15 protein-coding genes, 1 tRNA gene and 1 pseudogene are annotated in these 18,375 nt (G+C 64.8%); 9 read left to right on the forward strand and 8 right to left on the reverse strand.

Features of this window, described 5'->3' with window-relative positions; all coding sequences use genetic code 11:
* Window positions 1-557: 557 nt before the first annotated feature.
* Entirely contained in the window at window positions 558-905 is a 348-nt protein-coding gene (locus NBT82_RS08505; protein WP_345780688.1) for a hypothetical protein, read from the reverse strand.
* A 159-nt stretch (window positions 906-1,064) separates the two neighbouring features.
* Between NBT82_RS08505 and NBT82_RS08510 the strand changes: the two genes are divergently transcribed.
* On the forward strand, window positions 1,065-1,556 hold the full coding sequence (locus NBT82_RS08510; protein WP_251331106.1) for a protein-tyrosine phosphatase family protein: 492 nt from the start codon (window positions 1,065-1,067) through the stop codon (window positions 1,554-1,556).
* Between the two features lie 118 nt (window positions 1,557-1,674).
* Window positions 1,675-2,169 carry a DUF309 domain-containing protein gene (locus tag NBT82_RS08515; protein WP_251331266.1) on the forward strand — a complete coding sequence of 165 codons (495 nt, stop codon included), beginning with the start codon at window positions 1,675-1,677 and terminating at the stop codon, window positions 2,167-2,169.
* A gap of 35 nt (window positions 2,170-2,204) precedes the next feature.
* Here the strand turns inward: NBT82_RS08515 and NBT82_RS08520 are convergent.
* A pseudogene (locus NBT82_RS08520) lies at window positions 2,205-2,375 on the reverse strand (DUF309 domain-containing protein); the annotation flags it as partial.
* A 108-nt stretch (window positions 2,376-2,483) separates the two neighbouring features.
* Here NBT82_RS08520 and NBT82_RS08525 point away from each other — a divergent pair.
* Window positions 2,484-3,350, forward strand: coding sequence for a M14 family metallopeptidase (locus NBT82_RS08525; protein WP_251331107.1), 867 nt, complete (start codon window positions 2,484-2,486; stop codon window positions 3,348-3,350).
* On the opposite strand, the gene NBT82_RS08530 is transcribed toward NBT82_RS08525, so the two are convergent.
* Both NBT82_RS08530 and NBT82_RS08535 read right to left on the reverse strand, forming a co-directional pair.
* Window positions 3,293-3,742: a UPF0179 family protein gene (locus NBT82_RS08530; protein ID WP_251331108.1), complete on the reverse strand. Its 450-nt coding sequence runs from the start codon at window positions 3,740-3,742 to the stop codon at window positions 3,293-3,295. The two genes, NBT82_RS08525 and NBT82_RS08530, sit on opposite strands and share 58 nt — an antisense overlap.
* A gap of 25 nt (window positions 3,743-3,767) precedes the next feature.
* Complete coding sequence (locus NBT82_RS08535) at window positions 3,768-4,148, reverse strand: DUF5820 family protein (RefSeq protein WP_251331109.1); 381 nt, start codon at window positions 4,146-4,148, stop codon at window positions 3,768-3,770.
* 454 nt (window positions 4,149-4,602) lie between these two features.
* On the opposite strand from NBT82_RS08535, the gene NBT82_RS08540 reads away from it, so the two are divergent.
* From NBT82_RS08540 to NBT82_RS08555, 4 genes are read left to right on the forward strand one after another with little or no spacing between them, the layout of a single operon-like run.
* Window positions 4,603-6,669 (forward strand): PrkA family serine protein kinase, encoded by a 2,067-nt coding sequence (locus NBT82_RS08540; RefSeq protein ID WP_251331110.1) that lies wholly within the window; start codon window positions 4,603-4,605, stop codon window positions 6,667-6,669.
* Complete coding sequence (locus NBT82_RS08545) at window positions 6,666-8,921, forward strand: PrkA family serine protein kinase (protein ID WP_251331111.1); 2,256 nt, start codon at window positions 6,666-6,668, stop codon at window positions 8,919-8,921. The genes NBT82_RS08540 and NBT82_RS08545 overlap by 4 nt, the downstream gene beginning before the upstream one ends.
* Window positions 8,912-10,231, forward strand: a complete 1,320-nt coding sequence (locus NBT82_RS08550; RefSeq protein WP_251331112.1) for a YeaH/YhbH family protein — start codon at window positions 8,912-8,914, stop codon at window positions 10,229-10,231. Before NBT82_RS08545 ends, NBT82_RS08550 begins: the two co-directional genes overlap by 10 nt.
* Window positions 10,228-13,413 (forward strand): SpoVR family protein, encoded by a 3,186-nt coding sequence (locus tag NBT82_RS08555; protein ID WP_251331113.1) that lies wholly within the window; start codon window positions 10,228-10,230, stop codon window positions 13,411-13,413. Before NBT82_RS08550 ends, NBT82_RS08555 begins: the two co-directional genes overlap by 4 nt.
* On the opposite strand, the gene NBT82_RS08560 is transcribed toward NBT82_RS08555, so the two are convergent.
* The 3 genes from NBT82_RS08560 to NBT82_RS08570 all read right to left on the reverse strand — a co-directional run bounded on the left by NBT82_RS08560 (window position 13,410) and on the right by NBT82_RS08570 (window position 15,102).
* Window positions 13,410-13,994, reverse strand: coding sequence for a DUF7344 domain-containing protein (locus NBT82_RS08560; RefSeq protein WP_251331114.1), 585 nt, complete (start codon window positions 13,992-13,994; stop codon window positions 13,410-13,412). The two genes, NBT82_RS08555 and NBT82_RS08560, sit on opposite strands and share 4 nt — an antisense overlap.
* A 393-nt stretch (window positions 13,995-14,387) precedes the next feature.
* Window positions 14,388-14,462 (reverse strand) — tRNA-Glu (locus NBT82_RS08565).
* 82 nt (window positions 14,463-14,544) lie between these two features.
* The gene (locus NBT82_RS08570; RefSeq protein WP_251331115.1) at window positions 14,545-15,102 is read right to left on the reverse strand and encodes a hypothetical protein; all 558 of its coding nucleotides are present in this window, start codon (window positions 15,100-15,102) and stop codon (window positions 14,545-14,547) included.
* A gap of 203 nt (window positions 15,103-15,305) precedes the next feature.
* Here NBT82_RS08570 and NBT82_RS08575 point away from each other — a divergent pair, with 203 nt between their 5' ends.
* Entirely contained in the window at window positions 15,306-15,767 is a 462-nt protein-coding gene (locus NBT82_RS08575; RefSeq protein WP_251331116.1) for a RidA family protein, read from the forward strand.
* Window positions 15,768-15,803: 36 nt separating this feature from the next.
* Here NBT82_RS08575 and NBT82_RS08580 read toward each other — a convergent pair whose 3' ends face one another.
* Window positions 15,804-16,454, reverse strand: a complete 651-nt coding sequence (locus NBT82_RS08580) for a helix-turn-helix domain-containing protein (RefSeq protein ID WP_251331117.1) — start codon at window positions 16,452-16,454, stop codon at window positions 15,804-15,806.
* 156 nt (window positions 16,455-16,610) lie between these two features.
* Here NBT82_RS08580 and hutU point away from each other — a divergent pair, with 156 nt between their 5' ends.
* Window positions 16,611-18,365, forward strand: coding sequence for a urocanate hydratase (gene hutU / locus NBT82_RS08585; RefSeq protein ID WP_251331118.1), 1,755 nt, complete (start codon window positions 16,611-16,613; stop codon window positions 18,363-18,365).
* Window positions 18,366-18,375 lie beyond the last annotated feature (10 nt).

Below are 18,375 nucleotides of genomic sequence, written 5' to 3' on the forward strand. Positions count from 1 at the left end.
TCGAGACGCCATCGAGTCGCGAGCACAAAATCCAGTTGACTGATGTTTCCAACCAGTGGCCGTGGAGCACGGGAGGGCGAGCAAAAGTCAGTGGAACAGGCACCCAGTTACCGTACCAAGCGGCGTCGACTGATCTCCGCGCAATTCCGACGCTCTAATTCATAAGGGGAGTCTGGTCATTTGACTCCAAGAGAGCAATCGTGTAGAACTGACGAGTGCGACCATGCATCCACCGAGGTGAGCGACTGATGACTGCTGGCCTCAGTTGCCCAACTTGTGATCGGTCGACACTTGAGTCAGTCTCTGAAGATGCTATGTACGAGTGTACGAACTGTGGGCAACGGACTCACGTCGTCAGGGCTGCCCGCGAGGATCTAGAAGATTTAGCGACTTCCGATCTACCCTGTTCAGATATCGCTGAAACGCTGTTAGCGATCGTTCAAGAGAATGGATAACCGTCGTCTGCGTGCTAATGAGGCCGTGCTGGGTCTGACCTGGAACGGCAACTCTGCTTCCGTGTTTCGCTTTCGTAGCTGGTCAACACGAGATTCCACTAATCAGAAGCTGTCTTGGACGGCATCCATCTTACACTGAACACAGAGGTTGTCGAAGATACAGCCGGCGTTGTCGTAGGGGCAGACGTGGTCTTCAGTTTCGACCGAGAGGCGGCGTTTCTGCTGTCGCCATTCGACCTCCCAAGCGTCGATAGACATCTCGCTGGAGGTGAAGACGATCTCGCCATCGCGGTTCTCGATTTTCGCGACCGTCCCTGGCGCGAGTTCCTCTTTCACGACCGCGATGGCTTCCTCGTAGGACTGACAGTCGCGCCGTTCTCGGTCCGTGTCGAGCAAGACGACCGTGATCGAACGATCAGTCGTCTCGGTTGGTTTGGGGCCTCGTGTCACCATGTACAGCCGTCTCTTAGAGAATAATAAATTCTCGCCTGCCAAGACGATCGATCGAAAGGAGACAACAGGAGAAACGGAAATAATACATCGAACGTCGAGCAACAGTAGATAGACGCCACAGATAGGTATTACACTCGAGCGGTCGATTCATGCACGATGTACAATTTCGCTCCGGCGGCCGAGGACGAACGGATCGTCTTCGGCGCCTGTCGTCCGAATCACCCACCACGAGCGCCACCCGACAGTTCGGTCGACGATTGGGTGCAATATATGCAGGAACGAGACGTCGAACGCGTCTGCTGTCTACTCGACGAGACACAGCTGAGCGAGTACGACGACCCCCTCGACACCTACGCGGCGGCGTTCGGTGAGGATCGCGTGACGCACGCGCCGATCGAGGATTTCAGCGTCGTCGATCGACGGACGCTCCACGAGACGATCCTGCCGTTTCTCGACGTGTCGAACGCCGCCTCGGAACGAGTCGTCGTCCACTGTTCGGCGGGCTCGGGTCGAACGGGACACGTACTGGCGCTCTGGCTGGCACACGATCGAGGCTGTAGCATCGAGGACGCCGTCGCCGAAGTACGTCGAATGGGACGCCGACCGCTCGAGGCCGCGAGTAGGACAGACTTGCGCGCGTTACGGTAGCAGATTGTCGTGTCAGATGCGGTAACGCCTCTCGACTGTGGAATCCGATATCCTGCCAACAGCGCTCACGATAGTATCGGTCGGTGCGATTAGGTGGCTTGGACTACTACTCACCCACATGGACGACCACACCCGAGACAACACTGTGGGCCCCCCAACCTCGGGAGATCCCACCGGGTGGGATAACGGCCGTGGACCGTCTAACGGGTGGGAACACGGAACGCTCCGACGAGCAGTAATTCATGGGGTGCGCCTCTACAACGCCGGCGAGTATCATGAGGCGCACGATTGTTTTGAAGCAGAGTGGTTCAACTACGGGAGTGGATCAACGGAAAGTGCCTTCCTCCACGGAATGGTGCAGGTCGCGGCGGGCGCGTACAAGCACGTCGACTTCGAGAACGATGACGGGATGCGGAGCCTCTTCGAGACGGCGCTTCAGTATCTCCACGGTGTCCCCGACGACTACTACGGGGTCGACCTCTGCGACGTGCGGGCCACCCTTCGGGCCGCGCTTGACGACCCGGCTGTTATCGACGGATGGAAAATCGAACTTGATGGAGAGCATCCGGTTGCGGTGGACTGGGACCGCGAGTACGCCGAGCGATTAGAGTGATGGATTTATTGGCACATCAGAAATCAATCTTGAAGCTCGTGCGATTCGTGGTAGGCGCCGGCGTTGTAGAGGCGGACGCCGTGGACGACCGCTCGCCGGAGCGTGCCGTGTTCCCAGCCGTTCGACGGTGCGCGGTCCGCCCGCCACCCGGTCGGGTCGCCCGCCACCGGCGGCCCGACGCTGTAATCCCGGGTGTGGTCGTCCATACGGGTACACAGTCGTGCCATCGGCCTAACACCTGCGATCGATGAGCACCTGCGGTAGGACGTGACGCGACGGAAACGCACTTTAACACCCGCGGCTAGGAGCGTGTAATGAGGATTCGAGAGTTCGGCGACGACCCCGAGGTGGCTGTCGTCGCGGCAGTCCACGGCGACGAACCCTGCGGCCCGCGGGCGGTCGACGACCTCCTGTCCGATCCACCCGAGTTTCGACGGCCGGTGAAGTTCGTCGTCGCCAACGAGCGCGCACTGGAACGGGACGTCCGGTATCTCGACGACGACCTCAACCGGGCGTTCCCCGGCGAGGCGGACGCGGAGAGTCACGAGCGACGACTGGCGAAACGGCTCCTGACGGAACTCGACGGCTGTACGACGCTCGCCCTCCACTCGACGCAGTCGTACGCCGATCCCTTCGCCCTGGTCGACAGCGTCGGCCCCGAGAAAGCGGCGTTGTGTGCGCAGTTACCCCTCGACGCGGTGGTCGAAACCGACGTGTACGCCGGCGGTCGCCTGATCGACTACCCCGGAATCGTCGAGGTGGAGTGTGGCCTGCAGTGGTCGGAGACGGCCACGGAGAACGCCCGAGCGGTGATCGACGCCTTCCTCGCGGCGACGGGCGTCTTTCCCGAGGCGGCCGGCGTGACCCCGGACGACGACGTACCGATCTTCCGTCTCACCGGCCAAGTCCCGAAGGCGCCCGCCGACGACTACGAGGTGTTCGTCGAGAACTTCGAGCGCGTGCCCGCCGGGGTGCCCTTCGCGTCGGCCGACGGCGAGGAGCGCGTGGCCGAGGATCCGTTCTATCCGGTCCTGATGTCGGCCGACGGCTACGAGAGCGTGTTCGGCTACGCCGGGGAGCGTGTGGGACGCCTCGCCGACGTCGAGAGGGACGAGCCGGGCGATCAGTCCTCGCGGGAGGCGAGTTCGACCAGCGTGAGGTCACGGTCGAGCATACAGTAGTCGTGGGGCGGGTCGCCGACGACCTCGTCGATCCGGTATTCGACGTCGAAGTCCGCCCCGTCGGGGACACAGTAGGCGTGACTCGGACAGTCGGTGTACGGACACGACCCGGCGAGTTTCGCCTTGCTGCCGGCGTAGGCAACCTGCGACGGCACGTTCGCGGGGATCGGCGCGGGTTCGACCTCGACGGCGCGAACGCCGCCGTCGTGGACGGCACAGTCGAGCGTCTGGGCGTTCTCCCGAACGTCCGTGATCCGATAACGGGTGCCGGGGGAGAGATCGAGACACTGTCCGCGATACGGACAGCCCTCGCACGCGCTCGATTCGCCGCGAAAGACGAACTCGCGACCGATCTCGGCGAGACGAGTTCCGATGAGCGTGACCTCGGACATGGGCGGTCGTTCTCGTCCCCGGCGGTTAAGCCTCGCGACCGAGCAGTTCGTCGAGGCGATCGAAGTACGCCTCGCGTGGCACCTGATAGGCGCCGCGGTAGTCGATCTCGCCGGCTGTGAAGGCCCGGGCGATCGTGACGGCCGTCGTGACGGCGTCGTCGCGGCTCGCTGCCGTCGCCACGCGCGCCTCGACCTCGGGTTCGAGATACAGCGTGACGGTCCACCCGTCCTCCGTGACTGCACCGGGACGACGGCGGGGCGATCCCGGCGAGAGATAGATCGTCGGCAGGCAGGGCGCGGGGAAGGCGTCGGTGTCGAACACGTCCGGGCGGTACGCCAGGATCGCCCGTCCGCCCGCCTCCTCGTGCCAGACCGTCCACCCGTCGGGGAGTGATTCGAAGGTCATGTCACCCTGTTCGTCCCGACGGCCCTATACTCCGGTGGTCCCCGCCGCTGTGGGCAACGCCGGACGCGGCCGTGCGAGATTCACCACGGTGACGACCCAAGTCTCCGGGCACGTGCCGTCACCGTGCGTCCACGAGCGATCCAACTGAACCGGTCGAATCAGCCGTCTCCGACGGATACGAACCCGAACGCTGCGACGCGAACCCGGTCCCACGAATGTGGGGGAACGACCGCCCCCGAGAAAGGCTTATTTATATGTATTCCTGACATGGTTTATAGTCTCGGTTACCAGCGGACCGAGCGGTCGTCGATCGCACCCCCGCCACCCGGCATCTCCGACGGACAACGCGACCATCCACCGGTCGCCATCGGACCGTGGTAAGCGAACACATGACACGGCCTCGGCGGCGGGGATGACGTGTCGACGGCACTCGGGTCCGAGACACGAAGAGACAATGACGAAGGAAACCCTCGAAGACCTCAGCCAGCACTACAAGGAATCGGTTCCCGCGGACCTCCGCGAAGCGAAGGCGTTCGACTGGTATCTGGACGAGGTGTACGACGACCCGCGGATCGCCCGTAACGCTCACCAGCGCGTCGCCGACATGTTCGACTACTACGGCACGGAGTACGACGAGGATGCCGGCGTCGTGGAGTATCTCATGGCTTCGGAGGACCCGTTACACGACGGGGAGAACACCTTCTACGGCCGCGAGGTCCACGAGTCGATCCACGAGTTCGTCAACAAGGTGAAAAGCGGTGCCCGGGGACTCGGCCCGGAGAAACGTATCAAACTGTTGCTCGGACCAGTCGGCTCCGGGAAGTCGCATTTCGACTGGATGGTCCGTCGGTACTTCGAGGACTACACCCTGAACGACGACGGCCGGATGTACACCTTCCAGTGGGTGAATCTCGGCGACATCGTCCGCGATCAGGATCCCGCGGACGACACGGTCCTCTCGCCGATGAACCAGGATCCCCTCGTGCTTCTCCCCCAGGAGCAGCGCGACCGGGTACTCGAACGGCTGAACGGTGCCCTCGATGCGCCGTATACGATCCGCAACGAGCAGTCGCTCGACCCTGCAAGCGAGTTCTACATGGACCGCCTGCTGGCCCACTACGACGACGACCTGAAGGCGGTGCTGGACAACCACGTCGAAATCGTCCGACTCGTCGCCTCCGAGAACAAGCGCCAGTGCATCGAGACGTTCGAGCCCAAGGACAAGAAGAATCAGGACGAGACGGAGTTGACCGGCGACGTCAACTACTCGAAAATTGCCATCTACGGCGAGAGCGATCCGCGGGCGTTCGACTACTCCGGGGCGTTCTGCAACGCCAACCGCGGGCTGTTCAGCGGTGAGGAGTTACTGAAACTCCAGCGGGAGTTCCTCTATGACTTCCTGCACGCCTCCCAGGAACAGACGATCAAGCCCAAAAACAACCCCCGGATCGACATCGACCAGGTGATCGTCGGCCGCACGAACATGCCCGAGTACCGGGAGAAGAAAGGCGACGAAAAGATGGAGGCGTTCAACGATCGCACCAAGCGCATCGACTTCCCGTACGTCCTGGAGTACAGCGAGGAGGCCGAAATCTACCGGAAGATGCTCCGAAACGCGGACGTACCGGACATGCACATCGAACCCCACGTCATGGAGATGGCGGGACTGTTCGGCGTCCTCACCCGCATCACGGAGCCCAACGGCGAGAACGTCACGCTCGTCCAGAAGGCCAAGGCCTACAACGGGGAGATCGACGAGACCGACGACATCGACGTGAAGAAACTGCGCGAGGAGGGCGAGGGGAACGCCGACATCGCGGAGGGGATGGACGGCGTCTCCGCCCGCTTCATCGGCGACGAAATCGCGGAGGCGATCATGGACGCCACCCACCGCGGCCGCTCGTACCTGTCGCCGCTCTCGGTGTTCACTCACTTCGAACGCAACCTCGAGAACCACGGATCGATCCCGGAAGAGAACGTGGATCGCTACCACCGGTATCTCGAACTCGTCCGCGAGGAGTACAAGGAGCGCGCCATCGAGGACGTACGCCATGCGCTGGCCTACGACGTGGACGAGATCCGCCGGCAGGGCGAGAAGTACATGGACCACGTCATGGCGTACATCGACGACGCCACGGTGACGGACGAACTCACCGGCCGGGAGCAGGAACCCGACGAGACGTTCCTCCGCTCCGTCGAGGAGAAATTGGAGATCCCGAGCGACCGAAAGGACGACTTCCGTCAGGAGGTGTCGAACTGGGTAAGCCGCCGTGCCCGCGAGGGCGAGGGGTTCGACCCGCAGGACAACGACCGCCTGCGCCGCGCGCTGGAGCGCAAACTCTGGGAGGACAAGAAACACAACATCAACTTCTCGGCGCTGGTGTCGGCGAACGAACTCGACGACGACGAGCGGAGCGCCTGGATCGACGCGTTGATCGAGCAGGACTACTCCCGTGAAGGGGCCACCGAAGTTCTGGAGTTCGCCGGCGCGGAGGTCGCAAAGAGCGAACTGGAAGGATGACGGACGACTACATCCGCGCGGGCGACGAGGCGCTCGCCGGCGCCTACGAGGAGCCGATGAGTCTCGCCGAGTACGTCGAGGCGGCGATGGCCCGACCGTCCATCGCCTCCCACGCGCCGAAGTATCTCCTCGAAGCCATCGAGTCGATGGGGACGCGTGCGGTGGTCGAAGAGGGCGAGGAGCGGGAGCGCTACCGCTTTTTCGACGACCCGGCCAACGACGGCGAACACGCCGTCCTCGGGAACACCGAGACCCTGAACGGGTTCGTCGACGACCTCCGGACCATCGCCGCCGACCGCGGCAAAAGCGAGAAGATCATCTGGTTCGACGGGCCGACCGCGACGGGGAAATCGGAGCTCAAGCGGTGTCTGATCAACGGTCTCCGAGAGTACTCCAAGACCGAGGCCGGGCGGCGGTTCACCGTCGAGTGGAACGTCGCCAGCGCCACCGACGAGCGGGGGTTGAGTTACGGCGACGAGCTCGACCGCGAGGACGACTGGTACGAGAGCCCCGTCCAGTCCCACCCGCTGTCGGTGTTTCCGCCGGCCGTCCGCGAGTCGATCCTCGACGACCTCGGCGAGGCGGGACACGTGCCGACGCGGGTGGATGCCGACCTCGATCCGTTCTGCCGTGAGGCCTACGACCATCTGGAGGAACGATACCGTCGCGCGGGCGGCACCAGCCTGTTCTCCTCGATCACCGACCCTCGCCACCTCCGGGTGAAAAACTACGTCGTCGACGTGGGACGCGGGATCGGTGTCCTCCACTCCGAGGACGACGGCTCGCCGAAAGAGCGGCTGGTCGGCTCGTGGATGCCAGGGATGCTTCGCGAACTCGACTCGCGGGGACGGAAGAACCCGCAGGCGTTCTCGTACGACGGCGTCCTCTCCCAGGGCAACGGCCTGCTGACGATCGTCGAGGACGCCTCCCAGCACGCCGACCTCCTCCGAAAACTGTTGAACGTCCCCGACGAGGGTCGGGTGAAACTCGACAAGGGGATCGGGATGGACATCGACACGCAGTTGCTCATCATCTCGAACCCCGACCTCGACGTCGAACTCGACAAGTACGCCGATCGCAACGGGCGCGATCCGCTGAAGGCGCTGAAGCGCCGTCTCGACAAACACGAGTTCGGCTATCTCACCAACCTCTCGCTGGAAGCGGAGCTGATTCGACGGGAACTGACGAACGAGACGGCCGTCTGGGAGGCCGAGGGGTACGCCGACCTCGACTCGCGGGTACGGGAAGGGTTGTCGCTGTCGATGCGCGACGGGGCGGGTGGGGTCGTCGAGCGGGAACTCGCCCCCCACGCCGTCGAGGCGGCGGCACTGTACAGCGTGGTCACCCGGTTGGATGGCGAGGACGTGCCCGGCAACCGAAGCCTCGTCGAGAAGGCGCTGCTTTTCGATCAGGGCTACCTCCAAGAGGGTGACGAACGGATCGACGCCGACGAGTTCGAGTTCGACGGCGACGACGGGAGTCACGGGATCCCGGTCACGTACACGCGTGACGTGATCGCCGACCTGCTCCAGACCGACGCCGACCGGCACCACGCCGACCTGCCGGTCGAGCGGGTCGTCATGCCGGACGACATCGTGGACGCGATGGCCGACGGGCTGAGCGGCGCCCCCGTCTTCTCGCGGGCCGAGGCGGCCGAATACGAGAACCGGCTCGCGGTCGTGAAAAGCTACGTCTTCGACCGACAGGAGGCGGACGTCCTCGACGCGCTGCTGGCCGAAACGGGCGTCGACGAGGGAACCGTCGCGGAGTACGTCGAACACGTCTTCGCGTGGGCGAACGGCGAGCAGGTTGCGACCGACCGAGGGGCGGCCGATCCCGATCCGTTGCTGATGAAGGTGTTCGAGACCGAGCATCTCGGCCGGTTCGGCCCCGGCGCGTACGACGGCGGGGAACCGGCCGACCGCGTCGAGACGTTCCGCCGCGAGAAGGTCATCACGGCCATCAACCGTTACGCCTGGGAGAACCGCGACGAGGACTTCGCCATCGAGAACGTCGACGTGACGGACATCCCGGTCATCCGGGCGGTGCTCGACGCCCACGACTGGAGCGATGTGAAGCGGCTGTTCGACGGGTTCGATCCGGGCCAGTGGACGGACCCGCCGTCCGATACGGAGACCGAGCGGCTCAAAGAGCAGACGCTCGACCACCTCGAATCGCACGGCTACTCGGCGGCGTCGGCGGAGCTGACCGGGCGCAAAGTGATGCGGGAGGTGAGCTACCGATGGGACTGAGGGAGGACCTCGACCGGTTTCGCGAGGTCGGCGAGCGGCGCCGCGAGGATCTGAAGGAGTTCATCCGCTACGGCGATCTGGGGGGTAGCGGCCCGGACAGCATCCGCGTGCGCATCAAGGTCGTCGACCTCCCGGAGTTCGCCTACGACCCACGGGACCGCGGCGGTGTCGGGCAGGGACAGGACGGAACACCCGACGTCGGCCAGCCGGTCGGCCAGCCCCAGCCGGCCGACGACGAGGACGGCGACGAGGACGGCGACCCCGGCGAGGACGGCGCCGACCACGAGTATTACGAGATGGACCCCGAGGAGTTCGCCGAGGAACTCGACGAGGAACTCGGGCTCGACCTCGAACCGAAGGGGAAGGAAGTCGTCGAGGAAGTCGAGGGCGACTTCACGGAGCTGACGCGTGCGGGACCGAACAGTACGCTCGACTTCGAGCGCCTGTTCAAACAGGGGCTCAAACGAAAGCTAGCGATGGACTTCGACGAGGAGTTCGTCCGCGAGGCCATGCGCGTGGCAGGGGCCACGCCGGGCGAGGTGTTCCGGTGGTGCCGCGAGGAGAACGTCCTCGTCTCCCGGGCGTGGATCGAAGACCAGTGGGACTCGATCCCCGACGAGGAACGTGGCCGCTGGGAGAGCTTCGAGGCGATGGCTGAGCGTGTCGAGCGGACGACGACGCTCGAACGCATCCGCCGGGAGGGGCTTCGCGAGGTGCCGTTCCGCCGCGAGGACGAACGCTACCGTCACCCCGAGGTGATCGAGGAGACGGAGAAAAACGTCGTGGTGGTGAACATCCGCGACGTGTCCGGCAGCATGCGCGAACAGAAGCGGGAACTCGTCGAGCGGACGTTCACCCCGCTCGACTGGTATCTCACCGGCAAGTACGACCGCGCGGAGTTCGTCTACATCGCCCACGATGCCGAGGCGTGGGAAGTCGACCGGGAGGACTTCTTCGGCATCCGCTCGGGCGGCGGTACCCGCATCTCCGCGGCGTACGACCTCGCCGCGGAGATCCTGAACGAACGGTACCCCTGGACGGAGTGGAACCGATACGTCTTCGCCGCCGGCGACTCCGAGAACTCCAGCAACGATACCCGCGACAACGTCGTGCCGCTCATGGAGTCGATTCCGGCGAACCTGCACGCGTACGTGGAGACGCAACCGGGTGGGACGGCGATCAACGCTACCCACGCCGAGGAGGTGGAACGCGCGTTCGAGGACCGCGGCGGCGTCGTCGTCACCTACGTCTCCGAACCCGCGGACGTGACCGACGCCATCTACGACATCCTGAGCACGGAGGACCAATGAGAGACGATCGCATCGACGCACGGAAGGAAGCGAGCCGACTCACCGAACCGGTCGAGGAGGCGGCGAATCTGGCCCGGAAACTCGGCCTCGGTCCGTATCCGGTCAACTACTGGATCGTCGACCACGACGAGATGAACGAACTCATCGCCTACGGCGGATTCCAGCGACGCTACCCCCACTGGCGGTGGGGGATGGCCTACGACCGGCAGCGGAAACAGGACCAGTTCGGCATGGGGAAGGCGTTCGAAATCGTCAACAACGACAACCCCGCACACGCCTTCCTCCAGGAGTCGAACTCGCCCGCCGACCAGAAGGCGGTCATCACGCACGTCGAGGCCCACGCCGACTTCTTCGCCAACAACGAGTGGTTCGGCCTCTTCGGCGACGGCCAGGGCGACGATCAGTCGGAACTCGACGCCGCGGCCATGCTCGAACGTCACGCCGAGACGATCAAAGGCTACGTCGAGGACCCCGAAATCGACCGCGACGACGTCGAGCGATTCATCGACGCCGTGCTCTGTCTGGAAGACACTATCGACCAGCACCGCGCGTTCGCCCGCGCCGGCGAACGGCGGGAACGGGACGCTCCGGCCGACCTCCGGGAGCGACTGGACGAACTCGACGTCTCGGAGGACGTGCGCCGACAGGCGTTCGACGACGAGTGGCTGGACGACCTCGCCGAGTCGGAGCAAGCACGGGCGCGTCTGGAAAACCCCCACGCCGACGTACTCGCCTTCCTCCTCGAACACGGCCGGCAGTACGACGAGGAGTCGGGCAAAGCCGTGGAGTTCGAGCCGTGGCAGAAGGACGTCCTCGACATCCTTCGGACTGAAGCGTACTACTTCGCGGGGCAGAAGATGACGAAGGTGATGAACGAGGGGTGGGCCTGTGTGGATCCCGAGACGCCGATCTTCACGGAAGCGGGATTGATACCGATGCGCGAGGTCGTCGAGGACCGGACTGCGGTGTCGGACGGCAGCGACCGGCGATCGGTGTACGATACGAACGTCATCCCGGATCACGACACCGTCACGATCGAAACCCGCCGGGGGTTCGAGTTGACTGGCTCCGACAACCATCGGATTCGGTGCCCCGATGGTTCGTGGGTCGAACTCGGTGACTTAGCGCCCGGTGATGAGATCGAAATCAGCGGCGGTAGCGGCGTCTGGCCGAACCAGTACGCCGATATCGACTGGGACTCTCCCGAGTGCGTGACCCTCGACGACGTGGCGGATGCGGCCGGCGTCTCGGTGTGGACGGTGATGCGCTACCGGCGCCTCGGTCGTGCGGAGCAGAGTGACGCCATCGAGCGGGCGCTGGAACGATACGATGGCGCGCCACGGAGCGAAGCAGCGAGCGATCCGATCCGCGTACCCGACGAAGTGACCGAGGACATCGGACGGTTCCTCGGCTTACTCGTCGGAGATGGGCACGTTTCGACCGCATCGAACCAAGTGGGATTCACCGCGGACACGAAGCCGAAAGTCGACGAATTCGCCGGACTGGCCGAAGAACTGTTCGGCGTCTCCACGACGGTCAGCGAGGACGGTTCACGGTGGCGCTGTTACGTTTACTCGGCGAACCTCGTCCGCCTGCTCACCGACGCGTTCGACGCGACGGCGGGCGCGGCGGACAAAGCGGTTCCCACGAAGATCCGTCGGTCGCCGAAGTCGGTGGTCGCCGCGTTTCTGCAGGGGTTATTCGACGCCGACGGCTACGCGGGAGATCACGGTGTGATCCTGAGTAGGAAAAGCGAGTCCGTCAGTGAGACGGTCCAGTTACTGCTGACGAACTTCGGCATCCTCTCCCGGCGACGCGAGCAGACCGACGGCTGCTATCACGTCCACCTGACCGGGGCGTCCGCGAAGCGGTTCGACGAGGAAATCGGCTACAGCTACCCGTCGAAAGACGTAGCGCTGAGGACGTATCTGGACGATCTAGAGTGGTTCGAAACGGAACGGTGGACGGACGAAATCGTCGACGTGTCCACGAGTACGGGCGACGTGTTCGACATCTCGGTCGAGGAGACCCATCGATACGCCGGCGCCGGGTTCGTGAACCACAACTCGTACTGGGAGTCGACGATGATGAGCGACGAGGGCTTCGCCGAGGACGACGAGTTCGTCACCTACGCCGACCACATGGCCCGCGTCCTCGGGTCGCCCGGGCTCAACCCCTACAAACTCGGGATGGAACTCTGGCAGTACGTCGAGAACGTGACCAACCGCCGCGAAGTGGTCGATCACCTCCTCCGGGTCGAGGGAGTCACTTGGCGGAACTTCCACGACGTGATCGACTTCGAGGCCGTCGCCGACCTGCTGGCGCCCGATCCCACCATCGCGACGATCACCCCCGAGACGCTCGACGCCCTCGATCCGGCCGATCCGCGGGTGGACGCCGCGGCGCTGGATCGGGCGCTGGACGGCGAAATCGACGTGACGCGCTACCCGTGGAAGGTGCTCACGACCGCGGGACTGGCCGAGCGACACTTCTCGCTGTGCAAACCCCAGAACCGGGGGTTCCTGCGGCGCATCCGGCGCTCGGAAGTCGAACGGCTGTCGCGGTACATGTTCGACGACGCGAAGTACGACTCGGTGGCCGACGCGCTCGCCGACGTGGACTACACGGCTGGCTGGACGCGAATGCGCGAACTCCGGGAGAGTCACAACGACGTGACCTTCATCGACGCGTTCCTCTCCGAGGAGTTCGTGACCGAGAACGACTACTTCACCTACGAGTTCTCACAGGCGACCGGCGACTTCCGTGTCGCCTCGGAGGATCCCGAGGACATAAAGAAGAAACTCCTCCTGCAGTTCACCAACTTCGGGAAGCCGACCGTCGCCGTCTACGACGGCAACTTCGACAACCGGAACGAACTACTCCTGGGTCACCAGTACAACGGCATCGACCTCGATGTCGAACAGGCAAAGCGCGTACTCGAACGCACCTACGACCTCTGGGGGCGGCCGGTCAATCTCATGACCATCGTCAAGGAGTACGACGAGCACGAACTGGAGATCGCACGGCGACGAAACCGGGAGCCGACGCCCAGCGAAGTCGGCAAGCGCATCCGGTACGACGGCGAGCAGTTCGGGATCCACGACCTTGATCCGGATCTCGAAGAGCGGATCGCCGCCGCCGACATCGACTACGACACGAAGCCTGCGGACTGGCTGAACTAATCCGCGTCGCCGAGGACATCGATGGACGTCCCGCCCCCGATCCGGCCACGGCGCACGAGATACGAGTTGACGACGGCGACGACGGCAAAGAGCACGACGATCACGCCGGCGACGGCCAGATCCGGCAGCGAAGAGAAGGGAAACACGTCCAGCCACGTCGCCACGAGAAAGAGCAGGGCCGTCGCCGAGAGGCCGAGATAGAGATCGGGCCACGGAACGCCGCGGTCGCCGACATCCGCCAGATACACGTCGAGTTCGGACGCCCGATCGGCCAGGGTGATCGTTCCCCGATCCCGGTCGTATTCGACGATCCCGGCCTCGTCGAGTTTCGGCAGGTGCGTCTGGTGAAGCGACGTGTACACCCGCTTGCGCTGTTTGTAATCGAGGTCGGCCACCGTCACGTCGTTCTCCCAGGCGGCGATCCGCTCGGCGAGGTCGCGGAGTTCCACCGTCTCGGAGTTCCGGTGAAGAACGGAGAGCACGTACCGCCGACGCTGATTGCTCAGTATCGAGAAGACGGTGTCTTTGGACAGCCGCTCGGGCTGTGAGCGTTCACGTTCCGGGTGTTCTTGTGCGGCCATGTTGGGATTCGAGAGACGATCGAGCGAACGTCGGCAGTCGGACGACCTTGCGGACGCACGCAAGGACACGGTCGGTCCCGACCGCAATCACGTACGCCCTACCGTTCGTTCCGTAGATAAAGCCACCCCTTGACTATCAGCAGTGACAATCGACGCGACCACCCGCTCGGAGACGTCTCGGGACGGACGGAATCCGGAGTTTCGTCCCGGTTGCCGACCCTTGCGAGGCCCGCTCGGCTCACGTGGTTCAAACCTACTCCCGTGCGTCTCGCTCGTCGACGCGCGCGATGATGCTCGGTCAGGGATTCGAACCACGCGAAACGCTCGCTGGCGCTCGCGTTTCTCTAGTTCAAATCCTTCCCTGCGCGTCTCGCTCGCTGACGCTCGCTGCGATGCTCGGTCAGGGATTCGAACCCTGGTCGTCGGCTCGAAAGGCCAACATGATTGGCCGGACTACACCAACCGAGCGCGTTCGGGAGGACGTGGCGGCTATTGATAAATCCGTCTTTTTCGGTCGGCCGCGACGCCGCGCCGGGGTGGCGACGTCGGCTCAGGCCGGAACGACCTCGAACGTCGTCGTCACGGGGTCGGAGGTGCGGTGTAACTGGAGTTCGCCGACGGCCACCCACGCCGTCAGTTCCCCCGCCGGCCACGTGGCCGTCTCGAAAGTCATCGCGGTCTCCCAGGTGTGAAGTCCGGCCGCGTCGACGGAACGATCGACGTCCCGGTACCGCCTGGCGACACGGTCCTCGCCGCGGGTCACGTCGACGCCTTCCTTGAGGTTGATCGTCCCCTCGGGAACGCGAACGCGATAACGGAAGGCGACGACGGCGGGCTGGCCCCGCTGTAGCCGGTCGATCCGGTTGGCCGACAGGTCGCCGGACTCGGCCCAGGTCGAGACGAGCGTCGCGTCGAGCAACTGGGGCCGGTATCGCCGCTCCGGCGGCGTCCGCGCCGGCGTCGCACTCGGCGCGACCGTCGGCGTCGCCGTGGCCCGTCCGGTCGCCGATCGCGTCGCCGTCGCGTCCCCCCCATCCGGCGTCGACCCGGTCGATCCACAGCCGGCCAAACCCGCACTCACGGTGGCCAGAAATGCGCGCCGATCCATGCTCCCCCTGTGGGAGTGAGCGGGATAAGCGTCACTACCCCGGCGCGGACTCGATCACGCCGAACGCACGACGTTGCCCTTGGTGAAGCCCAGTCCCTGATCGATCCGCGACGGCACGGGAGCCGGGGTGGATCGCGTCGTCGAGCGCTTCGGTCGACCTCGGGTGTCGTCCCACCATCCGGAGGGTGGTGATTTTTGAGGCCGTGAGCGAAGGTGAGGCCGTGACCCGATACGCGATCAATCCACCCGGGCTCAAGGACGCCCGCGACATCGGCTACAATCACGCGATCATCGACGGGGGAACGTTCTACATGGCCGGGCAGGTCGCGATGAACGCCGACGCCGAGGTCGTCGGCGACGACATCGAGACCCAAGCACGGAAAGCATACGAGAACGTCGGGATCTTGCTCGACGCCATCGGCAAGACGTTCGACGACGTCGCGAAGGTCACGACACACATCGTCGACCCCGCCGATCGGTATTACGACGGCTACAAATCGGTCTACTGGGAGACGTTCACGGAGCCGTATCCGTGTCACACCGTCCTCGGACACGAGGGATTGGCCAACGAGGACTACCTGGTTGAGATCGAGGTCGACGTGCCGATCACCGACGCCGACGTCGAGGCCCTCGACCCCGACGGGGAGAGCGTCCGCGTGGTGTGAGCACGCCGCGGCCGCCGCGTGGTGGATCACGCGACGCTACGCGATCAAATACTCGAGCAGGTTCTTGACGATCTTGTTCTCCGCACGCCGGAGATGTTCCTCGAAAGTCCGCCGCGAGACGCCCATCGCCTGGGCGACCTCGCCGGTCGTCGTCTCCCGTGGGATCTCGTAGTAGCCCGACTCGACGGCCAGGGCCAGCGCCCGTTGTTGTCCCTCGGAGAGCGAGGGGAGCGCCGAGTCCAGCATCAGAATGGGGACGTCGGGAACCACCGAGCGGATCTCGCGTTTGGCCTTGACCGTCACGTGGTGGTCCTCGCTGATGTCGTGATACACGTCGGTGAGTCGTTCCTCCTCGAGTGCGAGGACGCGGGCCAGGAGCGTTCCGTCGGCGTACGTCAGCGGGGGGAGCGATAGACACCGGTGCGGACGGAGATAGCCCTCCAACAGGTCGTCGCCCGAGTCGAGGAGACAGGAGTCCGTGATGAGGATCGCCTCTCCGTCACGGCGGACGAGGTCCTGAACGCCGATCGTGTCCCGGACGGTCTCGACCGGCGTCTCGACGTCCGTTCCGCTCACGTAGACGAGATCGCAGTACTGGTTGCACCACATCTCGACGTGGGCGTCACACCGGTCTGTGGCGTCCGCGTACGGACTGGTATGATCTATCTGAAATGTGGCTTCGTACATCGCGGGCTGGTCGTCCCACACTTCCGGGAGGTGGTGTTTATAACTACCTCCTTGTGGGAACTCGACCGCGTCCGATCGTCCGGTTGCCATATAAACAACCCGCCACATGCGGGGCTTCGATACTTTACCACGAGCGCTCTTCGTTTCGATCGAGAGATGTTCGACCATCCACGCGACGAACCGCCGAGCGAACGGTGGCGCGCCCTCGATGGCGCCCCCGAAGGGACCGAACTGAACGCCAAGGGATGGCGCCAGGAGGCCGCCTACCGGTTGCTGAACAACAACCTCGATCCGGAGGTGGGCGAGGCCCCGGAGGATCTCGTGGTGTACGGGGGGTCCGGTCGGGCGGCCCGGAGCTGGGACGCCTACGACGCCATCTGCGAGGAACTACTCGACCTGGAGGACGACGAGACGCTCCTCGTCCAGAGCGGAAAGCCGGTGGGACGGTTCCGGACACACGAGCGCGCTCCCCGCGTCCTCATCGCCAACTCGAATCTCGTCGGGAACTGGGACGACTGGGACCACTTCCACGAACTCGAAGCGGAGGGGCTCATGATGTACGGACAGATGACCGCCGGGTCGTGGGCGTACATCGGAACCCAGGGGATCATCCAGGGGACGTACGAGACGCTGGCCGAGTGTGCCAACCAGCAGTTCGACGGATCGCTCGAAGGCACGATCACCGTCACCGCGGGCCTCGGCGGGATGGGTGGCGCACAGCCCCTCGCCGTGACGATGAACGGCGGCGTGTGCATCGCGGCCGACGTCGACGCCGAGCGGATCGACCGCCGCATCGAGACGGGGTACTGTCAGGAGAAAGCCGACGACGTCGCGGACGCCATCCGGCGGGCCGAGGCGGCCGCGGAGGCCGGGGAGCCCTACAGCGTGGGCGTCCACCTGAACGCGGCGGAGCTGTTCGAGGAACTGCTCGACCGCGGCCTCGTGCCCGACGTCGTAACCGATCAGACCTCCGCACACGATCCCATCGAGGGATACTACCCCAGCGGCTACACGCTCGACGAAGCCGAACGACTCCGGGAGGAGGACAGGGAGCGGTATCGCGAGGAGAGCCTGCGGACGATGGAGCGACACGTCGACGGCATCCTCGAGATGCAAGAGCGGGGTGCCGTCGCCTTCGAGTACGGAAACAACATCCGTGGGGAGGTCGCCGACTACCGCGACGGCGACGAACCGTGGCCGCTCACCGGCACGCCGGGCGACGAACGGGAGCCGTTCGACTTCCCGGGGTTCGTCCCCGCGTACGTCCGACCGATGTTCTGTCGTGGACGGGGACCGTTCCGGTGGCTCGCGCTGTCGGGCGCGGAGGCCGACATCCACCGGACCGACGAGGCGATCCTGAACCTGTTTCCCGAGAAGAAGCGCCTCCGGCGGTGGATCGAACTGGCACGGGAGCAAGTCGGGTTCCAGGGGCTGCCAGCCCGGGTCTGCTGGCTCGGGTACGAAACGAACGACGACGGCCTCACCGAGCGTGCGCAGTTTGCCCTCCGGATCAACGAACTCGTCCGAGAGGGCGAGATCTCCGCGCCGATCGTCGTGACCCGTGACCACCTCGATGCGGGGTCGGTCGCGTCGCCGAATCGGGAGACCGAAGCGATGCGCGACGGCACGGACGCGGTCGCCGACTGGCCGATCCTGAACGCGTTGGTGAACTGTGCCGCGGGCGCCGACATCGTCAGCGTCCACGACGGCGGCGGCGTGGGGATCGGAAACTCGCTCCACACCAACAATCACGTCGTCCTCGATGGCAGCGCCGCGGCCGCGGAGACGGCACGGCGGGTGTTCACGACCGATCCCGGGATGGGCGTCGTCCGGCACGCCGACGCCGGCTACGAGGACGCACTCGACGAGGCCGACCGATCGAACGTCCACGTCCCGATGCGGGAGGACTGATGCAGGTCTC

Source organism: Haloplanus sp. HW8-1, assembly GCF_023703795.1.
Lineage (GTDB): Archaea > Halobacteriota > Halobacteria > Halobacteriales > Haloferacaceae > Haloplanus > Haloplanus pelagicus.

Coding starts and splice junctions, on each gene's coding strand:
- NBT82_RS08510 (WP_251331106.1), top strand. CDS start 1,065: ATGTACAATTTCGCTCCGGCGGCCGAGGACGAACGGATCGTCTTCGGC.
- NBT82_RS08515 (WP_251331266.1), top strand. CDS start 1,675: ATGGACGACCACACCCGAGACAACACTGTGGGCCCCCCAACCTCGGGA.
- NBT82_RS08525 (WP_251331107.1), top strand. CDS start 2,484: ATGAGGATTCGAGAGTTCGGCGACGACCCCGAGGTGGCTGTCGTCGCG.
- NBT82_RS08530 (WP_251331108.1), bottom strand. CDS start 3,742: ATGTCCGAGGTCACGCTCATCGGAACTCGTCTCGCCGAGATCGGTCGC.
- NBT82_RS08535 (WP_251331109.1), bottom strand. CDS start 4,148: ATGACCTTCGAATCACTCCCCGACGGGTGGACGGTCTGGCACGAGGAG.
- NBT82_RS08540 (WP_251331110.1), top strand. CDS start 4,603: ATGACGAAGGAAACCCTCGAAGACCTCAGCCAGCACTACAAGGAATCG.
- NBT82_RS08545 (WP_251331111.1), top strand. CDS start 6,666: ATGACGGACGACTACATCCGCGCGGGCGACGAGGCGCTCGCCGGCGCC.
- NBT82_RS08550 (WP_251331112.1), top strand. CDS start 8,912: ATGGGACTGAGGGAGGACCTCGACCGGTTTCGCGAGGTCGGCGAGCGG.
- NBT82_RS08555 (WP_251331113.1), top strand. CDS start 10,228: ATGAGAGACGATCGCATCGACGCACGGAAGGAAGCGAGCCGACTCACC.
- NBT82_RS08560 (WP_251331114.1), bottom strand. CDS start 13,994: ATGGCCGCACAAGAACACCCGGAACGTGAACGCTCACAGCCCGAGCGG.
- NBT82_RS08570 (WP_251331115.1), bottom strand. CDS start 15,102: ATGGATCGGCGCGCATTTCTGGCCACCGTGAGTGCGGGTTTGGCCGGC.
- NBT82_RS08580 (WP_251331117.1), bottom strand. CDS start 16,454: ATGTACGAAGCCACATTTCAGATAGATCATACCAGTCCGTACGCGGAC.
- hutU (WP_251331118.1), top strand. CDS start 16,611: ATGTTCGACCATCCACGCGACGAACCGCCGAGCGAACGGTGGCGCGCC.